Here is a 21,330-nt window from a genome sequence, read left to right as displayed (position 1 = left end):
CCGGAACCGGACGTCGTCGCACACTGTGGTGATGAGCGTCACGGTCCGGCTCGCCGGTCCGTTGCGCGTGGAGCGGGGCTCCCCGCCCGAGTCGCTGCGCATCGGCAGCCCGAAGGAGCGGCGCCTGCTCGCGCTGCTCGCGGTGCAACGGCCGGCCGTCCTCACCGGCGACCAGCTCGCGGAGCAGCTGTGGGACGACACGGGGCCCCGACGGCCGACCGCCGGGGTGGCGACCCTGGTCAGCCGCCTGCGCAGCCGCCTGGCCCCCGACGTCCTGCTCGGCGACCGGGGCGGCTACCGCCTCGGCGCGCCGCCGGCGGTCGTCGTCGACCTCGACGAGGCGCGCCGCCTGCTCGACGAGGCCGACCGGCGGCTCGCGAGCGGCGCGGCCGGGCTCGCCGCGGGCGCCGCGGCCCGCGCGCGGGAGCTGCTGGGCGCCGGTGAGCCGCTGCCGGAGGAGGCCGACGAGCCGTGGGTCGCGACGGCCCGCGACGAGTGGCGCGAGCTGGTGCGGCGCGCCCGGCACGCCGACGCCCACGCCGCGCTCGCCCTGCGCGACACCGACCGCGCCCGGCGCGCCGCCGGTGAGGCCGTCGCCGCCGACCGGTTCGACGAGCCGGCCCACCGCCTGCTGATGCGCGCGCACCGCGACGCCGGTGAGCCGTCCCGGGCCGTCGAGCACTACCACCGGCTGCGCGCCGAGCTCGCCGAGGAGCTCGGCACCGAGCCCGCGGCGGCGACGCGGGCCGAGTACCTGGCGCTGCTCCAGGAACGGCCAGCACCCGCGGTCCCCGACCCGCGGGTCACGGCGGAGGCCACCTCCACCGCGTCGGGCTGCGTCGGGCGCGCCGCGGAGATCGCCCGGCTCACCGCGCGGTGGGACGCCGCGACGCGCGGCCGACCGGGGCTCGTGCTGCTCGCGGGCGAGGCGGGGATCGGCAAGACGCGCCTGGCCGACGAGCTGACGGCGCTGGCCACCGCCACCGGGGGCCGGGTCGCCGCGGCGCGCTGCCACGGCGCCGAGCACTCCCTGTTCCTCCAGCCCCTGGTCGACGCGCTCGCGCCCCTGGTCGCGGGCCTGCCCCTCCCCCCGGACCTCGCGACCCTCTTCCCCGACCCCGGCACGCCGGTGCTCGACGGACCCCCGGACCCGCGCCGGGTCTTCGCCGCGCTCGCGGGCCTGCTCGCCGAGGCGACGGCCACCGCGCCCCTGCTGCTCGTGCTCGACGACCTGCACAACGCCGGGCTCGCCACCGTCGAGCTGCTCCACTTCCTCGCGCTGCGGGCGGCCGGCGCGCGGGTCCTCGTCCTCGCGACCGTGCGCGCCGAGGAGGGCGCGGCTGCGCTCGCGCACCTCGACGACGTCGCCGACCGCCTCGACCTCGGGCCCCTCGACGGCGGCGCGGTCGCGGCGCTGGCCGACCGGGTGGGGCGCGCCGACCTCGGACCGGCGATCCACCGTCGCACCCGCGGGCACCCGCTGTTCGTCGTGGAGACCCTGCGCGGCCTCGTGGCCGGGGAGGGCGGGGTGCCCGAGACGCTGCAGGCCGCGGTGCTCGCGCGCGTCCGGCGCCTGGGGCCCGAGGTCGAGGAGCTGCTGCGCGCGGGCGCGGTGCTCGGCGCGACCGTCGACCCGGAGGTCGCCGCCGGCCTGCTGGAGCTCGGCGTCCCCGAGATCGTCCGGCGCTGCGAGCGGGCCGCGGCCGCCCGCCTGCTCGTCGCGACCCCGACCGCGTACGAGTTCGCCAACGACCTCCTCCACGAGGTGCTGCACGCGACCACGCCGGCGCCGGTGCGCCGCGTCCACCACCGACGCGCGGCCGACCTCCTCGCCGCCACGCCGGAGGCGGCCGGCGCGCACGCCGCAGCCGCCGGCGACTGGCCGCGCGCGGCCCGCGCCCTGCTCCTGGCCGGCGAGACCGCCGCACGCCGGGGCGCGATGGGCGACGCGGAGTCGCTGCACGTGCGGGCGCTCGCCGCGGCCGAGCAGGTCGCCGACCCCGAGATCACCGGGCGCGTGCTGCTCGCCCGGGCCCGCGCCCGCGAGGGCCTCGAGCGCCACGAGGAGGCGTGGAGCGACCTGCGCGCCGCCGCCGACGCCGCCCGCGAGGCCGGCGACCGGCGCCTGGAGATGGCGGTCCTGCGCCAGCTCGGCGGCGACGTCCCGGTCGCGCTCGGGGTGCCGACCGCCGAGTGCGTCGCGCACCTGCGCACCGGCCTGCGCCGTGCCGTCACCCTCGGGGACCGCGGCGCCGAGGCCGATCTGCGCGGCCGCCTCGCCATCCTCGCCACCAACGACCTGCGCTTCGGCGAGGCCCTCGAGCAGGGTCGCCGGGCCCTCGCGGCCGGACGCGCCGCGGGCGGCGAGCGGGCTCTGCTCGCCGGCCTCGACGGGCTCAAGACCGCCTACGCGTACGCGGGCTTGGTCGACGACCTCGCCGACGTGCTCGACGAGCTCGAGCCGCTCGCCCGCCGTCTCGACGCCGGGGTCCTGCAGTGGGCCGTGTTCGAGGGGTCGTTCCCGGCGCTCGCCGCGGGCCGCTTCGCCGAGGCGCGGGCGCGCATCGCGGAGGCGTTCGCGGTGGCCCGGCACTCGGGCTACGGGGGGCACGACGCGTGGTTCCTCGCGCACCTGGGCTGGGTGGCGCGCCTGGAGGGTGACCTGGACGAGGCGCTGGAGGTCGGGCAGCGGGCCGTGGTGCGCAGCGGCGCGGGCGGGCACCGGTGGTGGACGTCGACCGCCTGCGCGCTGCTGGCCACGACGCTGCGGGCGCGCGGGGACGACGCGCAGGCCCACGCCGTCGCCGCCCGGGGGCTGGAGCTCGCCGGGCGGGACGGGGCGGCCGCCTGCCGGTTGCGCTGCCTCGCGGTGCTCGCCGAGCTCGGGGACGGCGACGACCGCCCGCCCGCCGACAGCGCGCTCCTCGAGGCCGACCGCCTGCTCGCGGGGGTGACCGCGCCCCCGGCCACCGCGTGGGTGCTCGGCGCCGACGCCTACGTCGCGGTCGCCCGCGCCTGGCTCGCCCGCGACCGGTCCGCCCGCGCGGCCGCGACGCTCGCCCCGCTGCGCGCCGCGGTGCGCGCCCACGGCTGGCCCCACCTCGCCCGCGTCCTGGACGACGCGTGACCGCCCCCGCGCAACGCCGGGCGCAACGACCGCGCAACGACCGGCGCGACCGTGTCCGGACCCGGGGAGGGGCCCCGGACATCGACACACCGGAGGGCCGCGCGATGGCCGTGGACATGGACAAGGTGATGGCGCTCGTCGGGCAGGCGGTCGCCGACGTCGGGGCGACGCTCGCCGCGGGCAACGTGGTGCTCGGGCACCGGCTGGGCCTCTACCGGGCCCTCGCCGAGGGCCCGGCGACGCCCGACGAGCTCGCCGCGCGCACCGACACGACGCCGCGCTACGTGGCCGAGTGGCTCGCCGGCCAGGCCGCGGGCGGCTACGTGCAGCACGACGACGGGACGTACTCGCTCTCCGAGGAGCAGGCGTTCGCGCTGACGAACCCCGACGGGCCGCTCTACGTGCCGGGCGCGTTCGTGCTGGCCACGGGCATCATCCGCAGCGAGCCCCGGATCGCCGAGGCCTTCCGCACCGGCGCGGGCGTGGGGTGGCACGAGCACCACGAGGACGTGTTCACCGGCTGCGAGGCGTTCTTCCGCGCGGGCTACATCGCGCACCTGGTCGGCGAGTGGCTCCCGGCGCTCGACGGCGTCGTCGACAAGCTCCAGCGCGGCGCCCGCGTCGCCGACGTCGGCTGCGGCCACGGCGCCACGACGGTGCTCATGGCCGAGGCGTTCCCCGCGACGACGGTGACCGGCTCGGACTACCACGACGCCTCGATCGAGATGGCCCGCAAGCGCGCGGCCGACGCGGGCGTCGCCGAGCGCACCGCCTTCGAGGTGGCGAGCGCCCAGCGCTTCTCCGGCGCCGGCTACGACCTCGTCACCACCTTCGACTGCCTCCACGACATGGGCGACCCGCTCGGCGCGGCTCGCCGCATCCGCGCCGCGCTCGACGCCGACGGCACCTGGCTGCTCGTCGAGCCCGCGGCCGGCGACACCGTCGCCGACAACCTCAACCCGGTCGGGCGCCTCTACTACGGCGCCTCGACGCTGTGCTGCACGCCCGCGGCGCGCTCGCAGGAGGGCGGCTACAGCCTCGGCGCCCAGGCCGGTCCGGCCGCGCTGCGCCAGGTCGCGACGGACGCCGGGTTCACGCGGTTCCGGCGCGTCACCGGCACGCCGCTCAACGACGTCTACGAGATCCGGCCCTGACCGTGCGGGCGAGGGAGCCGGACACCGTCGGCGCGATCGCGCGCGACGGCGTCCGCGTCGGCTACGAGGTGTTCGAGGGGCCCACCGACGCGCCGACGATCGTCCTGCTCACGTCGTGGGCGATCGTGCACATGCGTCAGTGGAAGCACCAGGTGCCGTTCCTCGCCCGCGAGTTCCGGGTGGTCACCGTCGAGGGCCGCGGCAACGGGGCCGCGGACCGGCCGCTCGACCCGGCGGCGTACACGGACGTCGAGGCGGTGCAGGACGCCCTCGACGTCCTCGACGCCGTCGGGGTGGCGCGCGCGGTCGTCGTGGGCCTGTCCCTCGGCGGCCGGCGCGCCCTGCAGCTCGCGGCGTGGCACCCCGAGCGGGTCCTCGGCGTCGTCGCGATCGCCCCCACGCTGCCCTCGCTCGCGGTCATGTGGGACTTCGACGTCCACCGCGACCGGTACGAGGGCTGGGAGAAGTTCAACCGCGAGCACTGGGAGACCGACTACCGGGACTTCGTCGAGTTCTTCGCCGCGCAGGTCCTGACCGACCCGCACGCCACGAAGGCCACCGAGGACTTCGTGTCCTGGGCGCTGGACACCGACGGCCCGACCCTCGCGGCGACCGTGGCCGTGCTCGCCGGGACGACCACCGACGACGCCGAGGCGGTCGGGCGGGCGGTGCGGTGCCCGGTGCTCGTCGTCCACGGGGACGCGGACGCGGTGGTGCCCTGGGAGTTCGGCGCGGCCCTCGCGCAGTGGACCCGGGGCACCCTGCTCACGCTGCCCGGCGCCGGGCACGCGCCCCCGCTGCGCGACCCGGTGCGGGTCAACCTCGCGGTCCGCGACTTCGCCCGCGCGCTCGCGCCCCCGCCGCCCCGGCAGACGACCTGGACGCCCGCGCGGGCGCGGCGGCCGCGGGTGCTGGTCGTCAGCTCGCCGATCGGGCTGGGCCACGCGCGGCGCGACGTCGCGATCGCCCGGGAGCTGGCGGCCGACCGTCCCGAGCTGGAGATCGACTGGCTGGCCCAGCACCCGGTGACCGCGCTGCTCGACCAGTACGGCCTGCGCCGCCACCCCGCGAGCGCGCTGCTGGCCTCGGAGTGCGCGCACATCGAGGACGTGGCGGGCGAGCACGACCTGCACGCGTTCCGGGCGATCCGCGCGATGGACGAGATCCTCGTCGCCAACTTCCACGTCTTCGCCGACGTCGTCGAGCAGGGCCACTACGACCTCGTCGTCGCCGACGAGAGCTGGGAGATCGACCACTTCCTGCACGAGAACCCCGAGCTCAAGCGCGCGCCGTTCGCCTGGCTCACCGACGTCGTGGGCTGGCTGCCGATGCCCGACGGCGGGGCGGTCGAGGCGGCGCTGACCGCCGACCAGAACGCCGAGATGGCCGAGCACGTGGCCCGCTACCCGCGGCTTCGCGACCGGTCGGTGTTCGTCGGCGAGCCCGGCGACCTCGTCACCGACCCGCTCGGGCCCGGCCTGCCCAGCGTGCGCGAGTGGACGTGCGCGCACTTCGCGTTCAGCGGCTGGGTGTCCACCACCGGCCCGGTCGGCGACCGCGAGGAGCTGCGCGCCGAGCTCGGCTGGACGCCCGACGAGCGCGTCTGCGTCGTCGCCGTCGGCGGCTCGGGTGTCGGGCGGGCGCTGCTCGAGCGCGTCGCGGCCGCCTACCCGCTGCTGCGCGAGCAGGTCCCGGGGCTGCGCCTGGTCGCGGTGGCCGGACCGCGGATCGACCCGGCGTCGCTGCGGGTGCCGGCGGGCGTCGAGGTGCGCGGGCACGTGCCCGACCTCGAGCGCGAGCTCACGGCAGGCGACGTCGCCGTCGTCCAGGGCGGGCTCACGACGACGATGGAGCTCGCGATCGCCGGCCGCCCGTTCGTCTACGTCCCGCTCGAGCACCACTTCGAGCAGCAGATCCACGTGCCGCACCGGCTCGCGCGGCTCGGCGCCGGGGTCCGCCTCGACTACGCCGACGCCACCCCCGAGACCGTGGCCGCGACCGTCGCCGCGCTGCTCACCCGGCCGGTCCGCCCGGTCCGCCCGATCACGGTGGGCCCGGACGGCGCGCGGCGGGCGGCGGACCTGCTCGGGGAGCTGCTGCCTAGTTGACCTTGACGAGGTCCACGACGAACACGAGGTGCGCGTTCGCCGGGATCACCGGCGGCACGCCGCGGGCGCCGTAGCCCTGGTGCGGCGGGACGACGAGGATGCGCCGGCCGCCCTCGCGCATGCCGGAGATGCCGAGCTTGAAGCCGTCGATGACGCCGGAGAGCGGGAACTCGACGGGCGCGCCGCCGCGGGTCCACGACGAGTCGAACTCACCGCCGTCGGAGACCCGGATGCCCTGGTACTGGACCTGCACGGTGTCGCGCGGCCCGGCCTCGGCGCCGCCGCCGACCACGAGGTCGGTGATGTCGAGGTCGTTCGGCAGGGTGTCGGGGGTGACCGACGCGCCGGGCGCGCGGGTCAGGTCGTCGGTGTTGTCCACGGTGACCGCCATGGGCCCGACCCTACGGGCGGGCGGCCGCGTCCCCGGCAGCGGTCGCGAGCTCCTCGTCCTCGCGCGGGTCGTGGTCGCGGCCGAGCGCGAGGCCGATGACCGACAGCACGCAGGCAAGCGCGACGTAGCCGGCCGCGGCGGCCCAGCCGAAGCCGGCCTGCAGCGAGGTGAGCAGCAGGGGGGCCAGCGCGCCGCCGAGGACCCCGGCCAGCGTGTAGCCCAGCGAGGAGCCGGTGGAGCGCAGGCGCGGGCTGAACTGCTCGGTGATGAACGCGGCCTGCGGCCCGTACGCCGCGGCGTGCAGGGCGAGGCCGACGACGACCCCGAGCACGAGCAGCACGAACGACCCGGCGCCGACCAGCGGGAACAGCACGAACACCCAGACGCCGATGCCGGTCACCGCGGCCGCCGACACCGCGCGCCGGTTCCAGCGGTCCGACAGCGCGCCGAAGGCCGGCACCAGCCCCAGCTGCAGCGCCGACCCGACGAGGACCGCCGAGAGCACCGCGGCGCGCTCGAAGCCGGCGGTGCGGGTGGCGTAGGTCAGGACGTAGACGGTGAGCAGCGAGTACGCGACGTCGGGCCCGAGGCGGGAGAGGATCGCCGCGACCAGGCCGCGGGGCTGGGTGCGCACGACCTCGCCGATCGGGCTGGCCGACGTCTCGCCCGCGTCCTGCAGGGCCCGGAACACCGGGGTGTCCTCGAGCGTCAGCCGGATCCACAGCCCGAAGGCGACGAGCAGCGCCGAGAGCAGGAACGCGACGCGCCAGCCCCAGGACAGCAGCTGCTCGCTGGTCAGCGTCGCGGCGAGGACGGCGAACACGCCGTTGGCCATGAGGTTGCCGGCCGGCGGGCCGATCTGGGCCGCCGACGACCAGAAGCCGCGGCGGCGGGGATCGCCGAACTCGCCGGAGAGCAGCACCGCGCTCCCCCACTCGCCGCCGACCCCGACGCCCTGGGCGAAGCGCAGGATCACCAGCACGATCGGCGCGGTGACCCCGATCGTCGCGTAGGTCGGCAGCAGGCCGATGAGGACGGTCGCGATGCCGATGAGCAGCAGCGTCGCCACCAGCACGCGCTTGCGCCCGAGCGTGTCGCCGAGCCGCCCGAAGACGAACCCGCCGACCGGGCGCGACACGTAGCCCACCGCGAAGGTGGTGAACGCGAGCAGCACCCCGGTCAGCGGGTCGTTGCCCGGGAAGAACAGCTGCGGGAAGACGAGCGCGGACGCCGTGCCGTAGACGGCGAAGTCGTAGTACTCCAGCGACGTCCCGGACAGCGACGCGACGAACGCCTTACCCCTGGCACCCATGTGAGTGCTTTTCCCGGCCATGGCCGGGATTACTACTCACGAGGCGACAGACCGAGGACCGAGCGCGCCTTGGCCCCGACGGTCTCCTTGACGCCGTTGGCGATGATGTCGAGCACGTCGCTGTCGCCCGAGAGCTGGGAGCGGGCGGTGTTGAGCGCCTGCTGGATCGTCACGTGCGGCGGCACGAGCGGGATGTCCTTGTCGACCTTGGCGTCGACGACGAACGGCCGGTCCGCCGCGAGCGCGCGGTCCCACACCGGGCCGATGTGCTCGCGCTCGCGCAGCTCCGTCCCGTCGAGCCCGAGCAGCATCGCCCACTGCGCGTAGGGCACGTCGGGAATCTCCTGGGACTGCGGATCGGGTGCCTCGCCGAGCATCCCGCGCGTCTCCCACGAGACGTAGGAGAGGTCGTCGTTGGACAGGACGAGCACGACGAACCGCGGATCGCTCCACCGCCGCCAGTACCGCTGGACCGTGACGAGCTCGTTGACGCCGTTCATCTGCATCGCGCCGTCGCCGATCAGCGCGATCACCGGCCGGTCGGGGTGCGCGTTCTTCGCCGCGAGCGCGTAGGGCATCCCGCCGCCCATGGACAGCAGCGTCCCCGACAGCGACCCGTACTGGGTCCCGCGCAGGGTGATGTCGCGGGCGTACCAGGACGTCGCCGTGCCGCAGTCGACGGCGAGCAGGGCGTCGTCGGGCAGCCGGTCGTCCAGCTCGCGCACCACGAGCTCCGGGTTGAGCGCGCTCGTCCTCGCGTGGGCGCGCTGGCGCGAGTAGTCGTCCCAGGCGCTGGTCCAGCGCTCCACCTGGGCGCGCCAGGAGTGGTCACTGCGCCCGCGCAGGCGCGCGCGCAGCGCGGTGAGGGTCGCGGCGGCGTCGCCGGTCAGGTTGACCTCGGTCTCGTAGCGGATGCCGCACCGCGAGCCGTCGACGTCGATCTGCACCGCCCGCGCCTGCCCGGGCGCCGGGTAGTACTCGGTGTAGGGCATGGTCGAGCCGACGATGAGCAGCGTGTCGCACTCGCGCATGAGGTGCCACGACGCCGTCGTCCCCAGCAGCCCGATCGCGCCGGTGACCCACGGCGAGCGCTCGTCGACGACGCCCTTGCCCAACAGCGCCGTCGCCATCCCTGCACCCAGCGCGTCGGCCACCTCGGTGAGCTCGGCCGACGCCCCCAGCGCCCCGGCGCCGGCGAGGATCGCGACCTTCTCCCCCGCGTTCAGCAGCTCCGCCGCCGCGTCCAGCGCGGCCTCCGGCGGCGCCGCGATCGCCGAGGAGGGCACCGCGGAGGTGTGGTGGTAGCCGTGGGCGTCCGGCGGCTCGACGACCGCGTCCTGCTCGAGCACGTCGGACGGCAGGACGACGACGGCGACCGTGCGGTCGGCGAGCGCGCTCCGGCAGGCGCGGTCGACGACGTGGCGGACCTGGCTCGGATCCTTGACCTCGGCGAGGTACCCCGCGACGTCCGAGAGCAGCGCGCCCAGGTCGATCTCCTGGTAGTAGCCGCCGCCCTGGGCGGTCTGCGCGGTGTGCCCGACGAGCGCGACGACCGGCTGGTGGTCGAGCTTCGCGTCGTAGAGGCCGTTGAGGGCGTGCACCGCGCCGGGCCCGCTCGTGACCACACAGCAGCCGATGGGCGAACCGCCGTACTTGACGTCGGCGCAGGCGGCGAAGGCGGCGGTCTCCTCGTGGCGGACCTGCACGAAGTCCGCGTCATCGCGCTCGGGCAGGGCGGTGAAGATCCCACCGATCCCGTCCCCGGGGTAGCCGTAGAAGCGGTGGACGCCCCAGGCGGCGAGACGGTCGAGCACGTGCGCGGCGACGTTCTTCGGAGCACTCACCCGACCCGGCTACCCACGGCCCGGCGGCGCCCATGTCGGCTCACATGTCCAGCGGCGGCAGCGGGCGCAGCGGGCCGTCGAGGGGCTCGGGCGGGGTGCCGTCGGCGCCGAACGGCGAGCCGCCGAGCTCCTCGCGGTGGTGGGGCTCCAGCCAGACCGACGGCTCGGGGCCGAGGGGGACGATCTGCGTGGGATTGATGCTCGTGTGCACCTGGTGGTAGTGGCGCTTGATGTGGTCGAAGTCGACCGTGTCCCCGAACCCCGGGGTCTGGTAGAGGTCGCGGGCGTAGGGCCAGAGGTTCGTGAACTCCGCGAGCTTCTGCCGGTTGCACTTGAAGTGGCCGTGGTAGACGGCGTCGAAGCGCACCAGCGTGGTGAACAGCCGGATGTCGGCCTCGGTGATGTGGTCGCCGACCAGGTAGCGCCGGCCCTCCAGGCGCTCGTCGAGCTCGTCGAGACGCGCGAACAGCGCGGTGTAGGCCTCCTCGTAGCGCGCCTGCTTCGTCGCGAACCCCGCCTTGTAGACGCCGTTGTTGACGTCGTGGAAGACGCCCTCGTTGACCGCGTCGATCTCCTCGCGCAGCCCCTCGGGGTAGAGCGTGGGCGCGCCGAGGCGCTGGTACTTCGCCCACTCGATCCCGAGGTCGATCGTGATCTGCGGGTAGTCGTTGGTGACGAGCAGGCCCGTCGACTCCTCGACCAGCGCCGGGACGCTGACGCCGTTCTCCGTGCCGTGGTCCGGGTCGCGCGCCAGGTAGGCCTCCTCGAGGTACCGGTAGCGCAGCACGGGGTCGACGCCGTCCTCGTCGAGCGTGAAGCGCCACGACCGGTCGTCCTGCAGCGGGTCGACGATCGCCAGCGAGATCGCGTCCTCGAGCCCCATGAGGCGCCGCACGATCAGGGAGCGGTGCGCCCACGGGCACGCCAGCGAGACCACGAGCCGGTAGCGGCCGGGCTCGGCGGGCCACTGGCCCTCGCCGTCGGGCTCGGCGACGATCCGGTCGGCGAACCGCGGACCCTGCCGGCGGAACGAGCCGCTGCTGTCGGCGTACGGGCTGTTGCCCACGGGGGCGTCGGTGGGGGTGCTCACGTCGCCCCGGGTGCCCCGGCGCGGCCCGGCGCCAACGTCCGTGCGCGGCGGGGGTCCCGGCGTCGCAGCAACCACCACTCCGCGACGAGCAGGGTGACGATCCAGCTCGTCCACACCGACGCCGTCGCGGCGTTCGCGATCAGCGCGGGATCGGTCGGGTCGACGAGGGAGAGCACGACGACGTAGAGCACGACCCAGAAGCGGTTGACGATGATCGAGAACGTCAGGGCGATGCTGCGGATCATCCAGACGCGGTGGTCGGCGTACCGCCGCTGCCGGGCGGCGCGCCAGCCGGCGATCGAGGTCCCGAGCCAGAGCACCGCGAGGAAGGTGTTGCCGACCGACGACGCGAACCCGGTGCTGCTCACCGGCGCGACGCCCAGCACCGCGATCCCGCCGGGCAGCACCCCGCCGAGCAGGTAGACCCGGCCCGAGAAGCGGTGCACGCGCGGGTGGTGACGCCGCAACCAGGGCCACATCTGCAGGCAGGCGGTCATCAGCGCGACCGAGCCGCAGACGATGTGCGCCCAGAGCAGGGGGTAGTGCAGCGGGTGGTCGGCGCGGATCGGGATGCGCGACTGCGCGGGGTCGAGCCCCAGGTAGGCCGACAGCTCGACGACGAGGAACGCCACGCAGACGACCGCGGTGACGGCGAGCCCGACGCGGACGCGGCGCGGGTCGCGGGGGCCGGCGCGGCGACGGCGGCCGCTCGGGCGGTCCGGAGGTGCGGGGAGGTCGGGCTCCTGCGTGGCGGTCATGTGCGTAAGCCTTACGCTTTACGCGTATTGCTGTCTACACTCTTCCACGTGCGACGATCCCGCCCGTGCCCGACGCCGTCCCCGATCCCCTCTGGGCGCCCCCGGTGCCCTCGACCGCCCGCCGTCCGTTGACCCGCGCCGCGATCGTCGACGCCGCCGTGGCCCTCGCCGACGCCGAGGGCCTCGAGGCCGTGTCGATGCCACGCCTGGCCCGCACGCTCGGCGCGGCGCCGATGTCGCTCTACCGTCACGTGCCGCACAAGGACGCCCTGGTCGACCTCATGCTCGACGCCGCGATCGGCCCGGCCCCGGAGGGCGCCGCGACGGGCACCTGGCGCGACCGGCTCGCCGCCTGGGCCCGGGCGAACCGCGCGGTGTTCGTCGACCACCCGTGGACGCTGCCCCTGGTCAGCGGCGCGCGGCGCATGGGTCCCGCCGAGTGCGCGTGGGCCGAGGCGGCCCTGCGGGCGGGCGTCGACGCCGGGCTCTCGGTGACCGAGGCGCTCGGCGTGCTCCACGTCGTCAACAGCTACGTGCGGGGCGCCTCCGCCCCGCTCGGCGACCGGGCGCCCCGCCCGGTCGACCTCCGCCGCCGCGCCGAGGACTTCCCGCTCCTCGTCGGGCTCCTCGAGACCCCGCCCGAGGAGGCGCCGGCGGAGGACCCGTTCGAGACGGGTCTGGCGCGCGTTCTCGACGGTGTCGGCGCGGAGCTGGACGGACGGACAACGACCACGGCTTGATCGTGCTCGTCCGTCCGCGGTCGAAGAGGCGTGACGGAGATCGGTGCGCCCGGTCGACGCCGGGGTGAGCGGGCCCGCCGGGGCCCGGAGCACCCCGAGGAGCACCCCCATGCCGCGCACCATCAGCGCCAACGTCACCCTCTCCCTCGACGGCTTCGCCGCCGGCCCGGGCGGGGACATGTCCTGGCTCGTCGAGACCGCCCTGCACGAGCAGTGCGCCTCGGGCTTCGCCGGGTACTGCCGCGGCGTCGACACCGTCCTGCTGGGCCGCACCAACTACGAGGGCTTCCACGGCTTCTGGCCCGCCGTCGCCGACGACCCCGCCGCCGACGCCCGCAGCCGCGCGCTGTCCCGCTGGCTCGACGCCGTCGAGAAGGTCGTCGTGTCCCGCACGCTCGACGAGGCGACGTGGACCAACGCCCGGGTCGTGCGCGACCTCGAGGCCACGGTGGCCACGCTGCGCGCCGGCGACGGGCAGAGCGTCGCCGTGCTCTCCAGCGTGAGCGTCATCCAGGCGCTGCTCGCGGCCGACCTGCTCGACGAGCTCCGGATCACCCGCGTGCCCGCGATCCTCGGCGAGGGTCTGCCGTTCCGCGCCGACGGGCTGCCACGGTCCTCGTGGGCGCTCGAGTCCCTGCAGACCATCCCGACCGGCGCGGTCGTGTCCGTGCTGCGCCGCCGCTGACCGACGAGGAAGGAGAGACCGATGAGCAGGATCGTGCTGTGCATGTGGATGTCCCTCGACGGGTTCGTCGCGGGTCCGGATGACGGCCCGGAGCAGGGCCTCGGGGTCGGCGGCGAGCGGCTGCACGACTTCCTCGCGTTCGACGGGGAGGACCACCCGACGTCCGCGTCGTCGCACGACGAGGTCGGGGCGACGGTCATGGCGGAGCTGATGGCGACCGGAGCGGTGCTCACAGGCCGACGCACGTTCGAGCTCGCCGGCGGGTGGGGCGGTGACCACCACGACGGGGTGCCGATCGTCGTGCTGACCCGGTCGGCGCCCGACACGCCGCCCCCGGGCCGCGCCCGGTACGTCACCGACGTGCGCGCGGCGGCGGCGCTGGCCCGCCGCGAGGCGGGCGAGAAGGACGTCCTGCTCCACGGGGCGTCGGCCGCGCAGGCGTTCCTGGCGGCCGGGGAGATCGACGAGATGGCGCTGCAGGTGGTGCCGGTGCTGCTCGGGCAGGGGTGGCGGCTGTTCGACGAGCTGCCCGGGCACGTCGAGCTCGAGCTCCTGCGCACGCTCGACGGGCCCGCGATGGTGCACTTGCGCTACCGCGTGCTGGGGGGTGGGTCGTGATGGCGATCCGCCTGGACATGAGCACCTCGCTCGACGGGTTCGTCGCCGGGCCCGACGACCGGCCGGATCAGCCGCTGGGCGTCGGCGGGTTCCGCCTGTTCAACTGGCTCGACCACCGGGACGACCCCGGCCCCTCCGGCGAGGTGTTCGCGGAGGCCATGGCCACCCGCGCGGTGCTCTCGGGCCGGCGGACCTACGAGCTGGCGGGCCGCTGGGGCGGCGACCACCACGACGGCGTGCCGATCGTCGTCCTCACCCACGCGGTGCCCGACGACCCGCCGCCGGGCCACGTCGTCTACTCGACCGACGTCGGCGAGGCCGCCGCCCGGGCGCGCGCGGCGGCCGGCGACGGCGACGTGCTGGTCCACGGGGCGGGCGCCGGGCAGGCCCTGCTGCGGGCCGGCGAGCTCGACGAGATCGAGCTGCACCTCGTGCCCGTGCTGCTCGGGCGCGGCCGGCGGCTGTTCGACCACCTGCCGGCGCGGCACGTCGAGCTGGAGCTGGTCCGCCGGCTCGAGGGCACGGAGACGGCGTCACGGGCCCATCGCGTGACGCACCTGCGCTACCGGGTCCGCCGCGCCGTCGGCTCCTCGTGAGCGGCTGTCGATTTCCCCGTGCCGTCCGCGACGTCATGATGAGGGCCCCGCGGTGGGGCCCCGGGAGTCTCGTGGGACCACGGAGGAGACGACGATGGGCCAGTACCTGATCTTGATCTACACCGACGACGCGTCCCACGCGGCGATGGGTGAGCAGGAGGTCGGCGCGCTGATGGCCGCGCACCAGGCCTTCGGGGCGGAGCACGGCGAGGCGCTGCGGGGCGGGGGCTGGCTGCACCCCGCCGCCACCGCCACGTCGGTGCGCCGACCCGACGGCCGCGAGACGAACGGCTTCGCGGCCGGTGAGGACGCCCTGGTCACCGACGGCCCGTACGGCGAGACCAAGGAGGCCCTGGGCGGCTACTACCTCGTGGAGGCGCCGGACCTGGACGCGGCCCTGGCGATCGCCCGGGACGTGCCGGAGCCGTTCGGCGGCGTCGAGGTCCGCCCGCTGCGGCCGACGGTGCAGCAGTACTCGTGACCGACGCCGACGGCCCGGTCTCCAGGGCGGTCGCCGACGCGCACCGTCGCGAGTGGGCCGGGGTGCTCGCCGCGACGGTGCGCGTCACGCGCGACCTCGACCTCGCCGAGGAGTGCGTCCAGGAGGCCTACGCCCAGGCGCTCACGGCCTGGCGCGACGGCGTCCCCGCCCGGCCCGGGGCGTGGCTGACCACCGCCGCGCGCCGGCGGGCCCTCGACGCGCATCGGCGGGCCGCGGTGGCCCAGCGGGCGCTGCCGCTGCTGGTGGTGGACGAGGTCGCCCCGGAGCCGTGGGGCACGCCCCCCGACGACCTGCTCGCCCTGCTGTTCACCTGCTGCCACCCGGCGCTGACCGCCGAGGCCCGCGTCGCCCTCACCCTGCGCCTGCTCGGCGGCCTGACCACCCCCGAGATCGCGCGGGCCTTCCTCGTCACCGAGCCGACGATGGCCGCGCGCCTCACCCGCGCCAAGAAGAAGATCGCGGCCGCCGGGGTGCCGTTCCGCGTGCCGGGACCCGACGAGCTGCCGCGGCGGCTCGCCGGGGTGCTCACCGTCGTCGCGCTCGTGCTCACCACCGGGCACACCGCGCCCACCGGCGCCGCGCTCGTCCGGGACGACCTGCTCGACCGCGCCCACGACCTCGCGCGCCTCCTGCGCTCGCGGTTCCCCGACGACGCCGACGTCGCCGGCCTGCTCGCCCTCGTCCTGCTCACCGACGCCCGGCGGGCCTCACGCACCGATCCGGCGGGCGGGCTCGTCCTGCTCGCCGACCAGGACCGCGCGAGCTGGGACGCCGACATGATCACCGAGGGGCGGGTCCTCGTCCGCACGGCACTGACCGCCCGCCCGGTGCGCCGCTACGCGGTGCTCGCCGCGATCGCCGCCGTGCACGCCGACGCCGCGACGTTCGCCGACACCGACTGGCCGGAGATCGTCGGGCTCTACGACGTCCTCGCCGCGCGCTGGCCCTCGCCGGTCGTCACCCTCAACCGCGCCGTGGCCGTCGGGTTCGCCGACGGTCCCGATGCCGGCCTCGCGGCCCTCGACGCCCTGCGCGACGAGCCCCGCCTCGCGGCCTACGGCTACCTGGCCGCGGCGCGCGGGGAGCTCCTGCGCCGGGCGGGCCGCGACGCCGAGGCCCGCACGGCGCTCGAGGAGGCCGCGCTGCTCACGGCCAACGACGTCGAGCGGGAGCTCCTCGCCGATCGCCTGGCCGCGCTCGACGGCTGACGGGTCGGTAGCGTCAGCCCGCCACCGCGAACCGCAGGTGCGCCCCGCCCGCGGGGAACACCTCCCCCGCGATCTGACGCAGACCGACCGGGCGCCCCGGGGCGATCAGGGGCGTCCCGCCGCCGAGGGCGACCGGGGCGACGAACAGGTCGAGCTCGTCGACCAGCCCGGCGGCGAGCAAGCTGCGCATGAGCGCCAGCGAGCCCCAGACCAGCACGAGGCCACCGGGCCCGGCGCGCAGGTCACGCACGTGCGCAACGGCGTCGCTGACGACCTCCGCGGCCGCGTGGTCGCCCCACGGCGCGGCGGCCAGCGTCGTGGAGGCGACGAGCTTCGGAACAGCGTTGACCAGCGGCGCCACCGGCACGTCGCGGCTGTGCTCGGTGGGCCAGAAGGCCACGAACACCTCGTAGGTGCGCCGGCCGAGCAGCACCGTCTCGACCTCGCCGAGCAGGGTCTCGTTGATCGCCATGCTGCGGCGGTCGCTCTCCGCGGGGACGTGGGCGAAGATCTCACCCTCACCGGTGGGACCCGCGGCGAACCCGTCGACGGAGATCCACTGCTGGGCGACGACGCGGCGGCGGTGGTCGGGGCGGTCGTGGGGTCGGCTGTCCACGCGCGCACCGTACGAGCCGTCGCGCGCCGACGGTGGCGGGTGCGAGCATCGGCTGGTGACCAAGGCCGTCCAGGACATGATGGTCGCGGTCGAGCGCACGCGGGACGCCTTCGCCGCGGCGCTGCGGACCGGGGACGTCGACGCCGCCCTGGCCCTCGTCACCGACGACGTCGCCCTGTCGACGCTCCCGGCCGGCACCGGTGCGCGCGGGGCCGAGGCGCTGCGCCGCCACCTCGCCGACGACGTGCTCCCCCACCGCCCCGCCGACCTCACCACGACCCGGGTCTCGCGCACCGGCGACCGCTGGCGGGTGGTCGACGAGGAACGGGTCGCGTTCACCCACGACCGCGAGCTGCCCTGGCTGCTGCCCGGCGTCGCGCCCACGGGCCGGCACGTCGAGGTGCTGGCGATCACCGTCGTGGCCGTGCGCAAGCAGCGGATCGCCGAGCACCGCACCCTGTGGGACCACCAGGGGCTGCTCGCCGGGCTCGGCCTGACCTGACACACGCTCTCGCCACACAGCGGGTGTCGACGGGGCCGATCGGGGGCACAATCCCACGGCGTCCCCACCGTCGCGGACCCGAGGGCGGACTCGACGGTCGAGCTCCGCTCCGCTTCGTCTCCGCCGACCAGGAGGGCGTCCCCATGAGCGAGAGCAACGGCCCCGCGCGGGCCGACCGCGTCTCCACCGAGGGCAGCGTCGCGTCGGAGTCCGAGCACTCCGCGCTGCGCGCCGACATCCGCCGGCTGTCCACCCTGCTCGGGCGCACGGTGGCCGCGCAGCACGGCGACGACATGCTCGAGCTGGTCGAGAAGGTCCGCCGCCTCGTGCGCGAGGTGCCCGAGCGCGGCGACACCGCGATCCGCGACGTGCTCGCCGACCTCGACCCGGGCACCGCCGCGGTGCTCGGCCGGGCGTTCGCGACCTACTTCCACCTCGCGAACCTCGCCGAGCAGCTGCACCGCAGCCAGGAGCGTGCCTCCGAGCACGCCGCGGGTCGCGGGCCGTTGCACACCCTGGTCGACCGGCTCGTCACCGACGCCGACCCCGACGAGCTCTCCACCGCCCTGGAGCGCCTCGAGCTCGAGCCGGTGTTCACCGCGCACCCGACCGAGGCGCAGCGGCAGTCGGTGCTGGGCAAGCTGCGCGCGGTCGCGAGCGTGCTGGCCGACGACCTGCCCGAGCACGTCGAGGAGAACCGGCTGCACCGGCTGGTCGACCTCATCTGGCAGACCGACGAGATCCGTCCCGAGCGCCCGACCGTGCTCGACGAGGCGCGGTCGGTGGCCTACTACCTCGAGCAGCTCGGCCGGCGCACCGTGCCGGAGGTGCTGACCGAGCTCGACGACGAGCTCGACCGCGTCGGTCTGCACCTGCCCGAGGGCTCGCGGCCGCTGATCCTGGGCTGCTGGGTCGGCGGCGACCGCGACGGCAACCCGAACGTCACCGCCGACCTGACGCTCGAGACGATGCGGATCTACGGCGAGCGCGGGGTGCGCATCCAGACCGACCTGCTCGAGGACCTGGTCCAGGAGCTGTCGGTGTCGACGCGGCTGGTCGGGGTCTCGGAGGACCTGCGCCGCAGCCTCGCCCGCGACCGCCGCGCCCTGCCCGAGATCTACGACCGGTTCGTGCGGCTCAACGCCGAGGAGCCCTACCGGCTCAAGTGCTCCTACATCCACGCGCGCCTGCAGAACACCGCGCGCCGCTACGCCGACGGCACCCCGCACGTCCCGGGCCGCGACTACCTCGGGTCCGCGGAGTACCTGCGGGACCTCGAGGTCATGGACGCCTCGCTGCGCTCCCACCAGGGCGAGCGCATCGCCGACGGGGGGCTGCGCGACGTCATGCGCACCGCCAACGCCGTCGGCCTGCACCTGGCGAGCGTCGACGTCCGCGAGCACACGAACTTCCACCACACGGCGCTGGCGGCCCTCTTCGACCGCCTCGGCGAGCTGGACACCCCGTACGGCGAGCTCGACCACGACGGCCGCCGCGAGGTTCTCTCGGCCGAGCTCGCGGGGCGCCGGGCGCTGACCCCGCGGCGCGACCGGCAGCTCGACGACTCGGTCACCGAGACCCTCGAGGTCTTCGACACCATCCGCACCGTCCAAGCGACCTACGGCGAGGAGGCCCTGCACACCTACGTCATCTCGATGGCGCAGAACGTCGACGACATCCTCGCCGTCGCCGTCCTGGCCCGGGAGGCGGGGCTGGTCGAGCTGACCGCGGACGGGGCGGTGTCGTCGCTCGACGTCGTGCCGCTGTTCGAGACCGCGACCGAGCTGAAGATCTCCGGGGACCTGCTCGACGGCATGCTCTCCGACCCGTCGTACCGGGCGCTCGTGGCGGCCCGCGGCGACGTGCAGGAGATGATGCTGGGCTACTCGGACTCCAACAAGGGCGCCGGGCTCACCACCTCGCAGTGGTCGATCCACCAGGCCCAGCGCCAGCTGCGCGACGTCGCCGCCAAGCACGGCGTCCGGCTCAAGCTCTTCCACGGCCGCGGCGGCTCGGTCGGGCGCGGCGGCGGACCGGCCGGCGAGGCGATCGCGGCGCAGCCGCACGGCGTCGTCGACGCCGTCATGAAGGTCACCGAGCAGGGCGAGGTCATCTCCGACAAGTACTCGCTGCCGGCGCTCGCCAAGGACAACCTCGAGATCATGCTCTCGGCGGTGCTCGACGCGACGCTGCTGCACCAGACCTCGCGGGTGGAGGCGGCGACGCTCAAGCGCTGGGACGAGGCGATGGACGTCGTCTCCGACGCCGCGCAGGCCGCGTACGACCGGCTGGTGTCGCACGAGGGCCTGCCCGACTTCTTCACCCAGGCCACGCCCGTCGACGAGCTGTCGATGCTCAACGTCGGCTCGCGGCCCGGCAAGCGCCCGGGGGCCGGCGGGAAGGCGTCGCTGGACGACCTGCGCGCGATCCCGTGGGTCTTCGGGTGGACGCAGACGCGGATGATCGTGCCGGGGTGGTTCGGCCTGGGCAGCGGGCTCAAGGCGGCGCACGACGCCGGCTACTCCGACGTGCTCGACGAGATGCGCGACTGGGCGTTCTTCGCGAACCTCCTGTCGAACGTCGAGATGACGCTCGCGAAGACCGACATGCGCATCGCCGGGTTCTACGTCGCCGAGCTGGTCGACCCGGAGCTGCAGGAGGTCTTCGAGATCATCAAGGACGAACACCGGCGGACCGAGCGCGAGGTCCTCAAGTTCTCCCCCGGTCACGAGCTGCTCGGCGGCAACCCGCTGCTGCGCCGCACCCTCGACATCCGCGAGGGCTACCTCGAGCCGCTGCACCACCTGCAGATCCACACGCTCGCCGAGCGGCGCAAGGTCGACGACCCGGACCCCGACCTGCAGCGGGCGCTGCTGCTCACCGTCAACGGCATCTCGGCGGGGATGCGCAACACGGGATGACCACGGTTTGGGTCGGGCGCCGTCGCGGGAACGAGCCGAGGTGATCGCCCCGACCCTCGACACCGTGCCCGGATGTCCCAAGCGGATGGTCTTCGGGCCGTGCGGGGGCGTGCGCAGCGACGGGTCGTGCGAGCTCGACACGGCGCTGCCGTGCCCGTGGTGCGGGCCGGACGCGGCGCTGCGGAGCTGGCCGACCCGCCCGCCCACCAGCCCGGCGACGCTCACCCCGCCGCGCGTGCTGACCGACCTCAGCGTCCCGCCCTACGACCTCACGGCGCTGCGCGAGGTCCTCGGGCTGCTCGCCCCGGTGTCCGACGCCCTGCTCGTCGGCGAGCACCACCACCGCCCCGACTTCCCGCCGACCATGCTCGCCGCGGAGATCCGGGCCGCCGGCGGGAGCCCGTGGATCACGCTGACCTGCCGCGACCGCAACCGGGTCGTCCTCGAGCAGGAGCTGGCCGGGCTCGCCGCGCTCGGGGTCGGCGGGGTCCTGTGCGTCACCGGCGACGGGCGCGGGCAGGACGTCCGGCCCGAGGTGACCCAGGTCTTCGACCTCGACAGCACCCGCCTCGCCCACCTCGCCGCGGCCGCGGGCGTGCCCACCGCCGTCGCCGTCGCCCCGGCCGCGCCGCCCGCCGACCTGCGCCCCGCCGCGCTCGCGGAGAAGCAGCGGGCCGGGGCGTCGATGGCCGTCGCCAACCACGTCGGCTCCCCCGCCGCCCTGGCCGCCTTCCTCGACGCCGCCCGGGACGCCGGCGCGGACCTGCCCGTGATCGCGGGCGTGGCCGTCTACACCGACGAGCGCTCCGCCGCGGTCCTCGCCGCCTTTCCCGGCCTCGCCCTCGACACCGACGCCGTCGCCGCCGTGCTCGCCGCCCCCGACCCGCGGGCGGCGGGGATCGACGCCGCGGTGGCCGAGGCCGAGGCGTTGCTGGCCGTGCCCGGGGTGGTCGGGGTCAACCTCTCGGGCCTGGCGTCCGCCGACGGGTGGCGCGCGGGTGCGGAGGTCAAGGCGGAGATCGCCGCGCGGATCGGGAACACCTCCTCGTGATCTCCGAGACCCAGCCCGGATCCACGCCCGAGCCCACCCCCGACGCCACTCCCGACTCCACGGCCGACTCTGCGGCCGACTCTGCGGCCCACTCTGCGGCCGGCTCC

At 75.7% G+C, this 21,330-nt stretch carries 18 protein-coding genes; 12 read left to right on the top strand and 6 right to left on the bottom strand.

The window, feature by feature from the left end:
- Window positions 1-31: 31 nt before the first annotated feature.
- From PH190_RS16920 to PH190_RS16910, 3 genes are all read left to right on the top strand, one after another.
- On the top strand, window positions 32-3,127 hold the full coding sequence (locus tag PH190_RS16920; protein WP_274232703.1) for an ATP-binding protein: 3,096 nt from the start codon (window positions 32-34) through the stop codon (window positions 3,125-3,127).
- A gap of 104 nt (window positions 3,128-3,231) precedes the next feature.
- Window positions 3,232-4,281, top strand: coding sequence for a class I SAM-dependent methyltransferase (locus PH190_RS16915; protein ID WP_274232702.1), 1,050 nt, complete (start codon window positions 3,232-3,234; stop codon window positions 4,279-4,281).
- 2 nt (window positions 4,282-4,283) lie between these two features.
- Window positions 4,284-6,389, top strand: a complete 2,106-nt coding sequence (locus tag PH190_RS16910) for an alpha/beta hydrolase (protein ID WP_274232701.1) — start codon at window positions 4,284-4,286, stop codon at window positions 6,387-6,389.
- On the opposite strand, the gene PH190_RS16905 is transcribed toward PH190_RS16910, so the two are convergent.
- From PH190_RS16905 to PH190_RS16885, 5 genes are read right to left on the bottom strand one after another with little or no spacing between them, the layout of a single operon-like run.
- Window positions 6,382-6,780 carry an FKBP-type peptidyl-prolyl cis-trans isomerase gene (locus PH190_RS16905; RefSeq protein WP_274203567.1) on the bottom strand — a complete coding sequence of 133 codons (399 nt, stop codon included), beginning with the start codon at window positions 6,778-6,780 and terminating at the stop codon, window positions 6,382-6,384. The two genes, PH190_RS16910 and PH190_RS16905, sit on opposite strands and share 8 nt — an antisense overlap.
- Window positions 6,781-6,790: 10 nt before the next feature.
- Entirely contained in the window at window positions 6,791-8,092 is a 1,302-nt protein-coding gene (locus PH190_RS16900) for an MFS transporter (RefSeq protein WP_274232700.1), read from the bottom strand.
- A gap of 32 nt (window positions 8,093-8,124) precedes the next feature.
- A complete protein-coding gene (locus PH190_RS16895; protein ID WP_274232699.1) occupies window positions 8,125-9,936 on the bottom strand; it encodes a thiamine pyrophosphate-requiring protein in 1,812 nt (603 codons plus the stop codon).
- A 40-nt stretch (window positions 9,937-9,976) separates the two neighbouring features.
- Complete coding sequence (locus PH190_RS16890; RefSeq protein WP_420791662.1) at window positions 9,977-11,026, bottom strand: glutathione S-transferase family protein; 1,050 nt, start codon at window positions 11,024-11,026, stop codon at window positions 9,977-9,979.
- A complete protein-coding gene (locus PH190_RS16885; RefSeq protein WP_274232698.1) occupies window positions 11,023-11,784 on the bottom strand; it encodes a DUF2306 domain-containing protein in 762 nt (253 codons plus the stop codon). Before PH190_RS16885 ends, PH190_RS16890 begins: the two co-directional genes overlap by 4 nt.
- Before the next feature lie 65 nt (window positions 11,785-11,849).
- On the opposite strand from PH190_RS16885, the gene PH190_RS16880 reads away from it, so the two are divergent.
- From PH190_RS16880 to PH190_RS16855, 6 genes are all read left to right on the top strand, one after another.
- Complete coding sequence (locus tag PH190_RS16880; RefSeq protein WP_274232697.1) at window positions 11,850-12,524, top strand: TetR/AcrR family transcriptional regulator; 675 nt, start codon at window positions 11,850-11,852, stop codon at window positions 12,522-12,524.
- 109 nt (window positions 12,525-12,633) lie between these two features.
- Window positions 12,634-13,209 carry a dihydrofolate reductase family protein gene (locus PH190_RS16875; RefSeq protein ID WP_274232696.1) on the top strand — a complete coding sequence of 192 codons (576 nt, stop codon included), beginning with the start codon at window positions 12,634-12,636 and terminating at the stop codon, window positions 13,207-13,209.
- 21 nt (window positions 13,210-13,230) lie between these two features.
- Entirely contained in the window at window positions 13,231-13,827 is a 597-nt protein-coding gene (locus PH190_RS16870; protein WP_274232695.1) for a dihydrofolate reductase family protein, read from the top strand.
- Entirely contained in the window at window positions 13,827-14,423 is a 597-nt protein-coding gene (locus tag PH190_RS16865; RefSeq protein WP_274232694.1) for a dihydrofolate reductase family protein, read from the top strand. The genes PH190_RS16870 and PH190_RS16865 overlap by 1 nt, the downstream gene beginning before the upstream one ends.
- 94 nt (window positions 14,424-14,517) lie before the next feature.
- The gene (locus PH190_RS16860; protein WP_274232693.1) at window positions 14,518-14,904 is read left to right on the top strand and encodes a YciI family protein; all 387 of its coding nucleotides are present in this window, start codon (window positions 14,518-14,520) and stop codon (window positions 14,902-14,904) included.
- Entirely contained in the window at window positions 14,901-16,133 is a 1,233-nt protein-coding gene (locus PH190_RS16855) for an RNA polymerase sigma factor (RefSeq protein WP_274232692.1), read from the top strand. The genes PH190_RS16860 and PH190_RS16855 overlap by 4 nt, the downstream gene beginning before the upstream one ends.
- Before the next feature lie 13 nt (window positions 16,134-16,146).
- Here PH190_RS16855 and PH190_RS16850 read toward each other — a convergent pair whose 3' ends face one another.
- A complete protein-coding gene (locus tag PH190_RS16850; protein WP_274232691.1) occupies window positions 16,147-16,749 on the bottom strand; it encodes a dihydrofolate reductase family protein in 603 nt (200 codons plus the stop codon).
- Between the two features lie 55 nt (window positions 16,750-16,804).
- On the opposite strand from PH190_RS16850, the gene PH190_RS16845 reads away from it, so the two are divergent.
- From PH190_RS16845 to PH190_RS16835, 3 genes are all read left to right on the top strand, one after another.
- Window positions 16,805-17,251 (top strand): ester cyclase, encoded by a 447-nt coding sequence (locus PH190_RS16845; protein ID WP_274232690.1) that lies wholly within the window; start codon window positions 16,805-16,807, stop codon window positions 17,249-17,251.
- Window positions 17,252-17,394: 143 nt separating this feature from the next.
- Window positions 17,395-20,172, top strand: a complete 2,778-nt coding sequence (gene ppc, locus PH190_RS16840) for a phosphoenolpyruvate carboxylase (protein ID WP_274232689.1) — start codon at window positions 17,395-17,397, stop codon at window positions 20,170-20,172.
- A gap of 40 nt (window positions 20,173-20,212) precedes the next feature.
- Window positions 20,213-21,223 carry a methylenetetrahydrofolate reductase C-terminal domain-containing protein gene (locus tag PH190_RS16835; RefSeq protein ID WP_274232688.1) on the top strand — a complete coding sequence of 337 codons (1,011 nt, stop codon included), beginning with the start codon at window positions 20,213-20,215 and terminating at the stop codon, window positions 21,221-21,223.
- Window positions 21,224-21,330 lie beyond the last annotated feature (107 nt).

Origin of the sequence: Actinomycetospora straminea (assembly GCF_028737255.1) — a bacterium.
Taxonomy (GTDB): Bacteria; Actinomycetota; Actinomycetes; order Mycobacteriales; family Pseudonocardiaceae; genus Actinomycetospora; species Actinomycetospora straminea.
The sequence above is the reverse complement of the archived record's forward strand: the minus strand, read 5'-3'. Positions and strand labels throughout refer to the sequence as shown.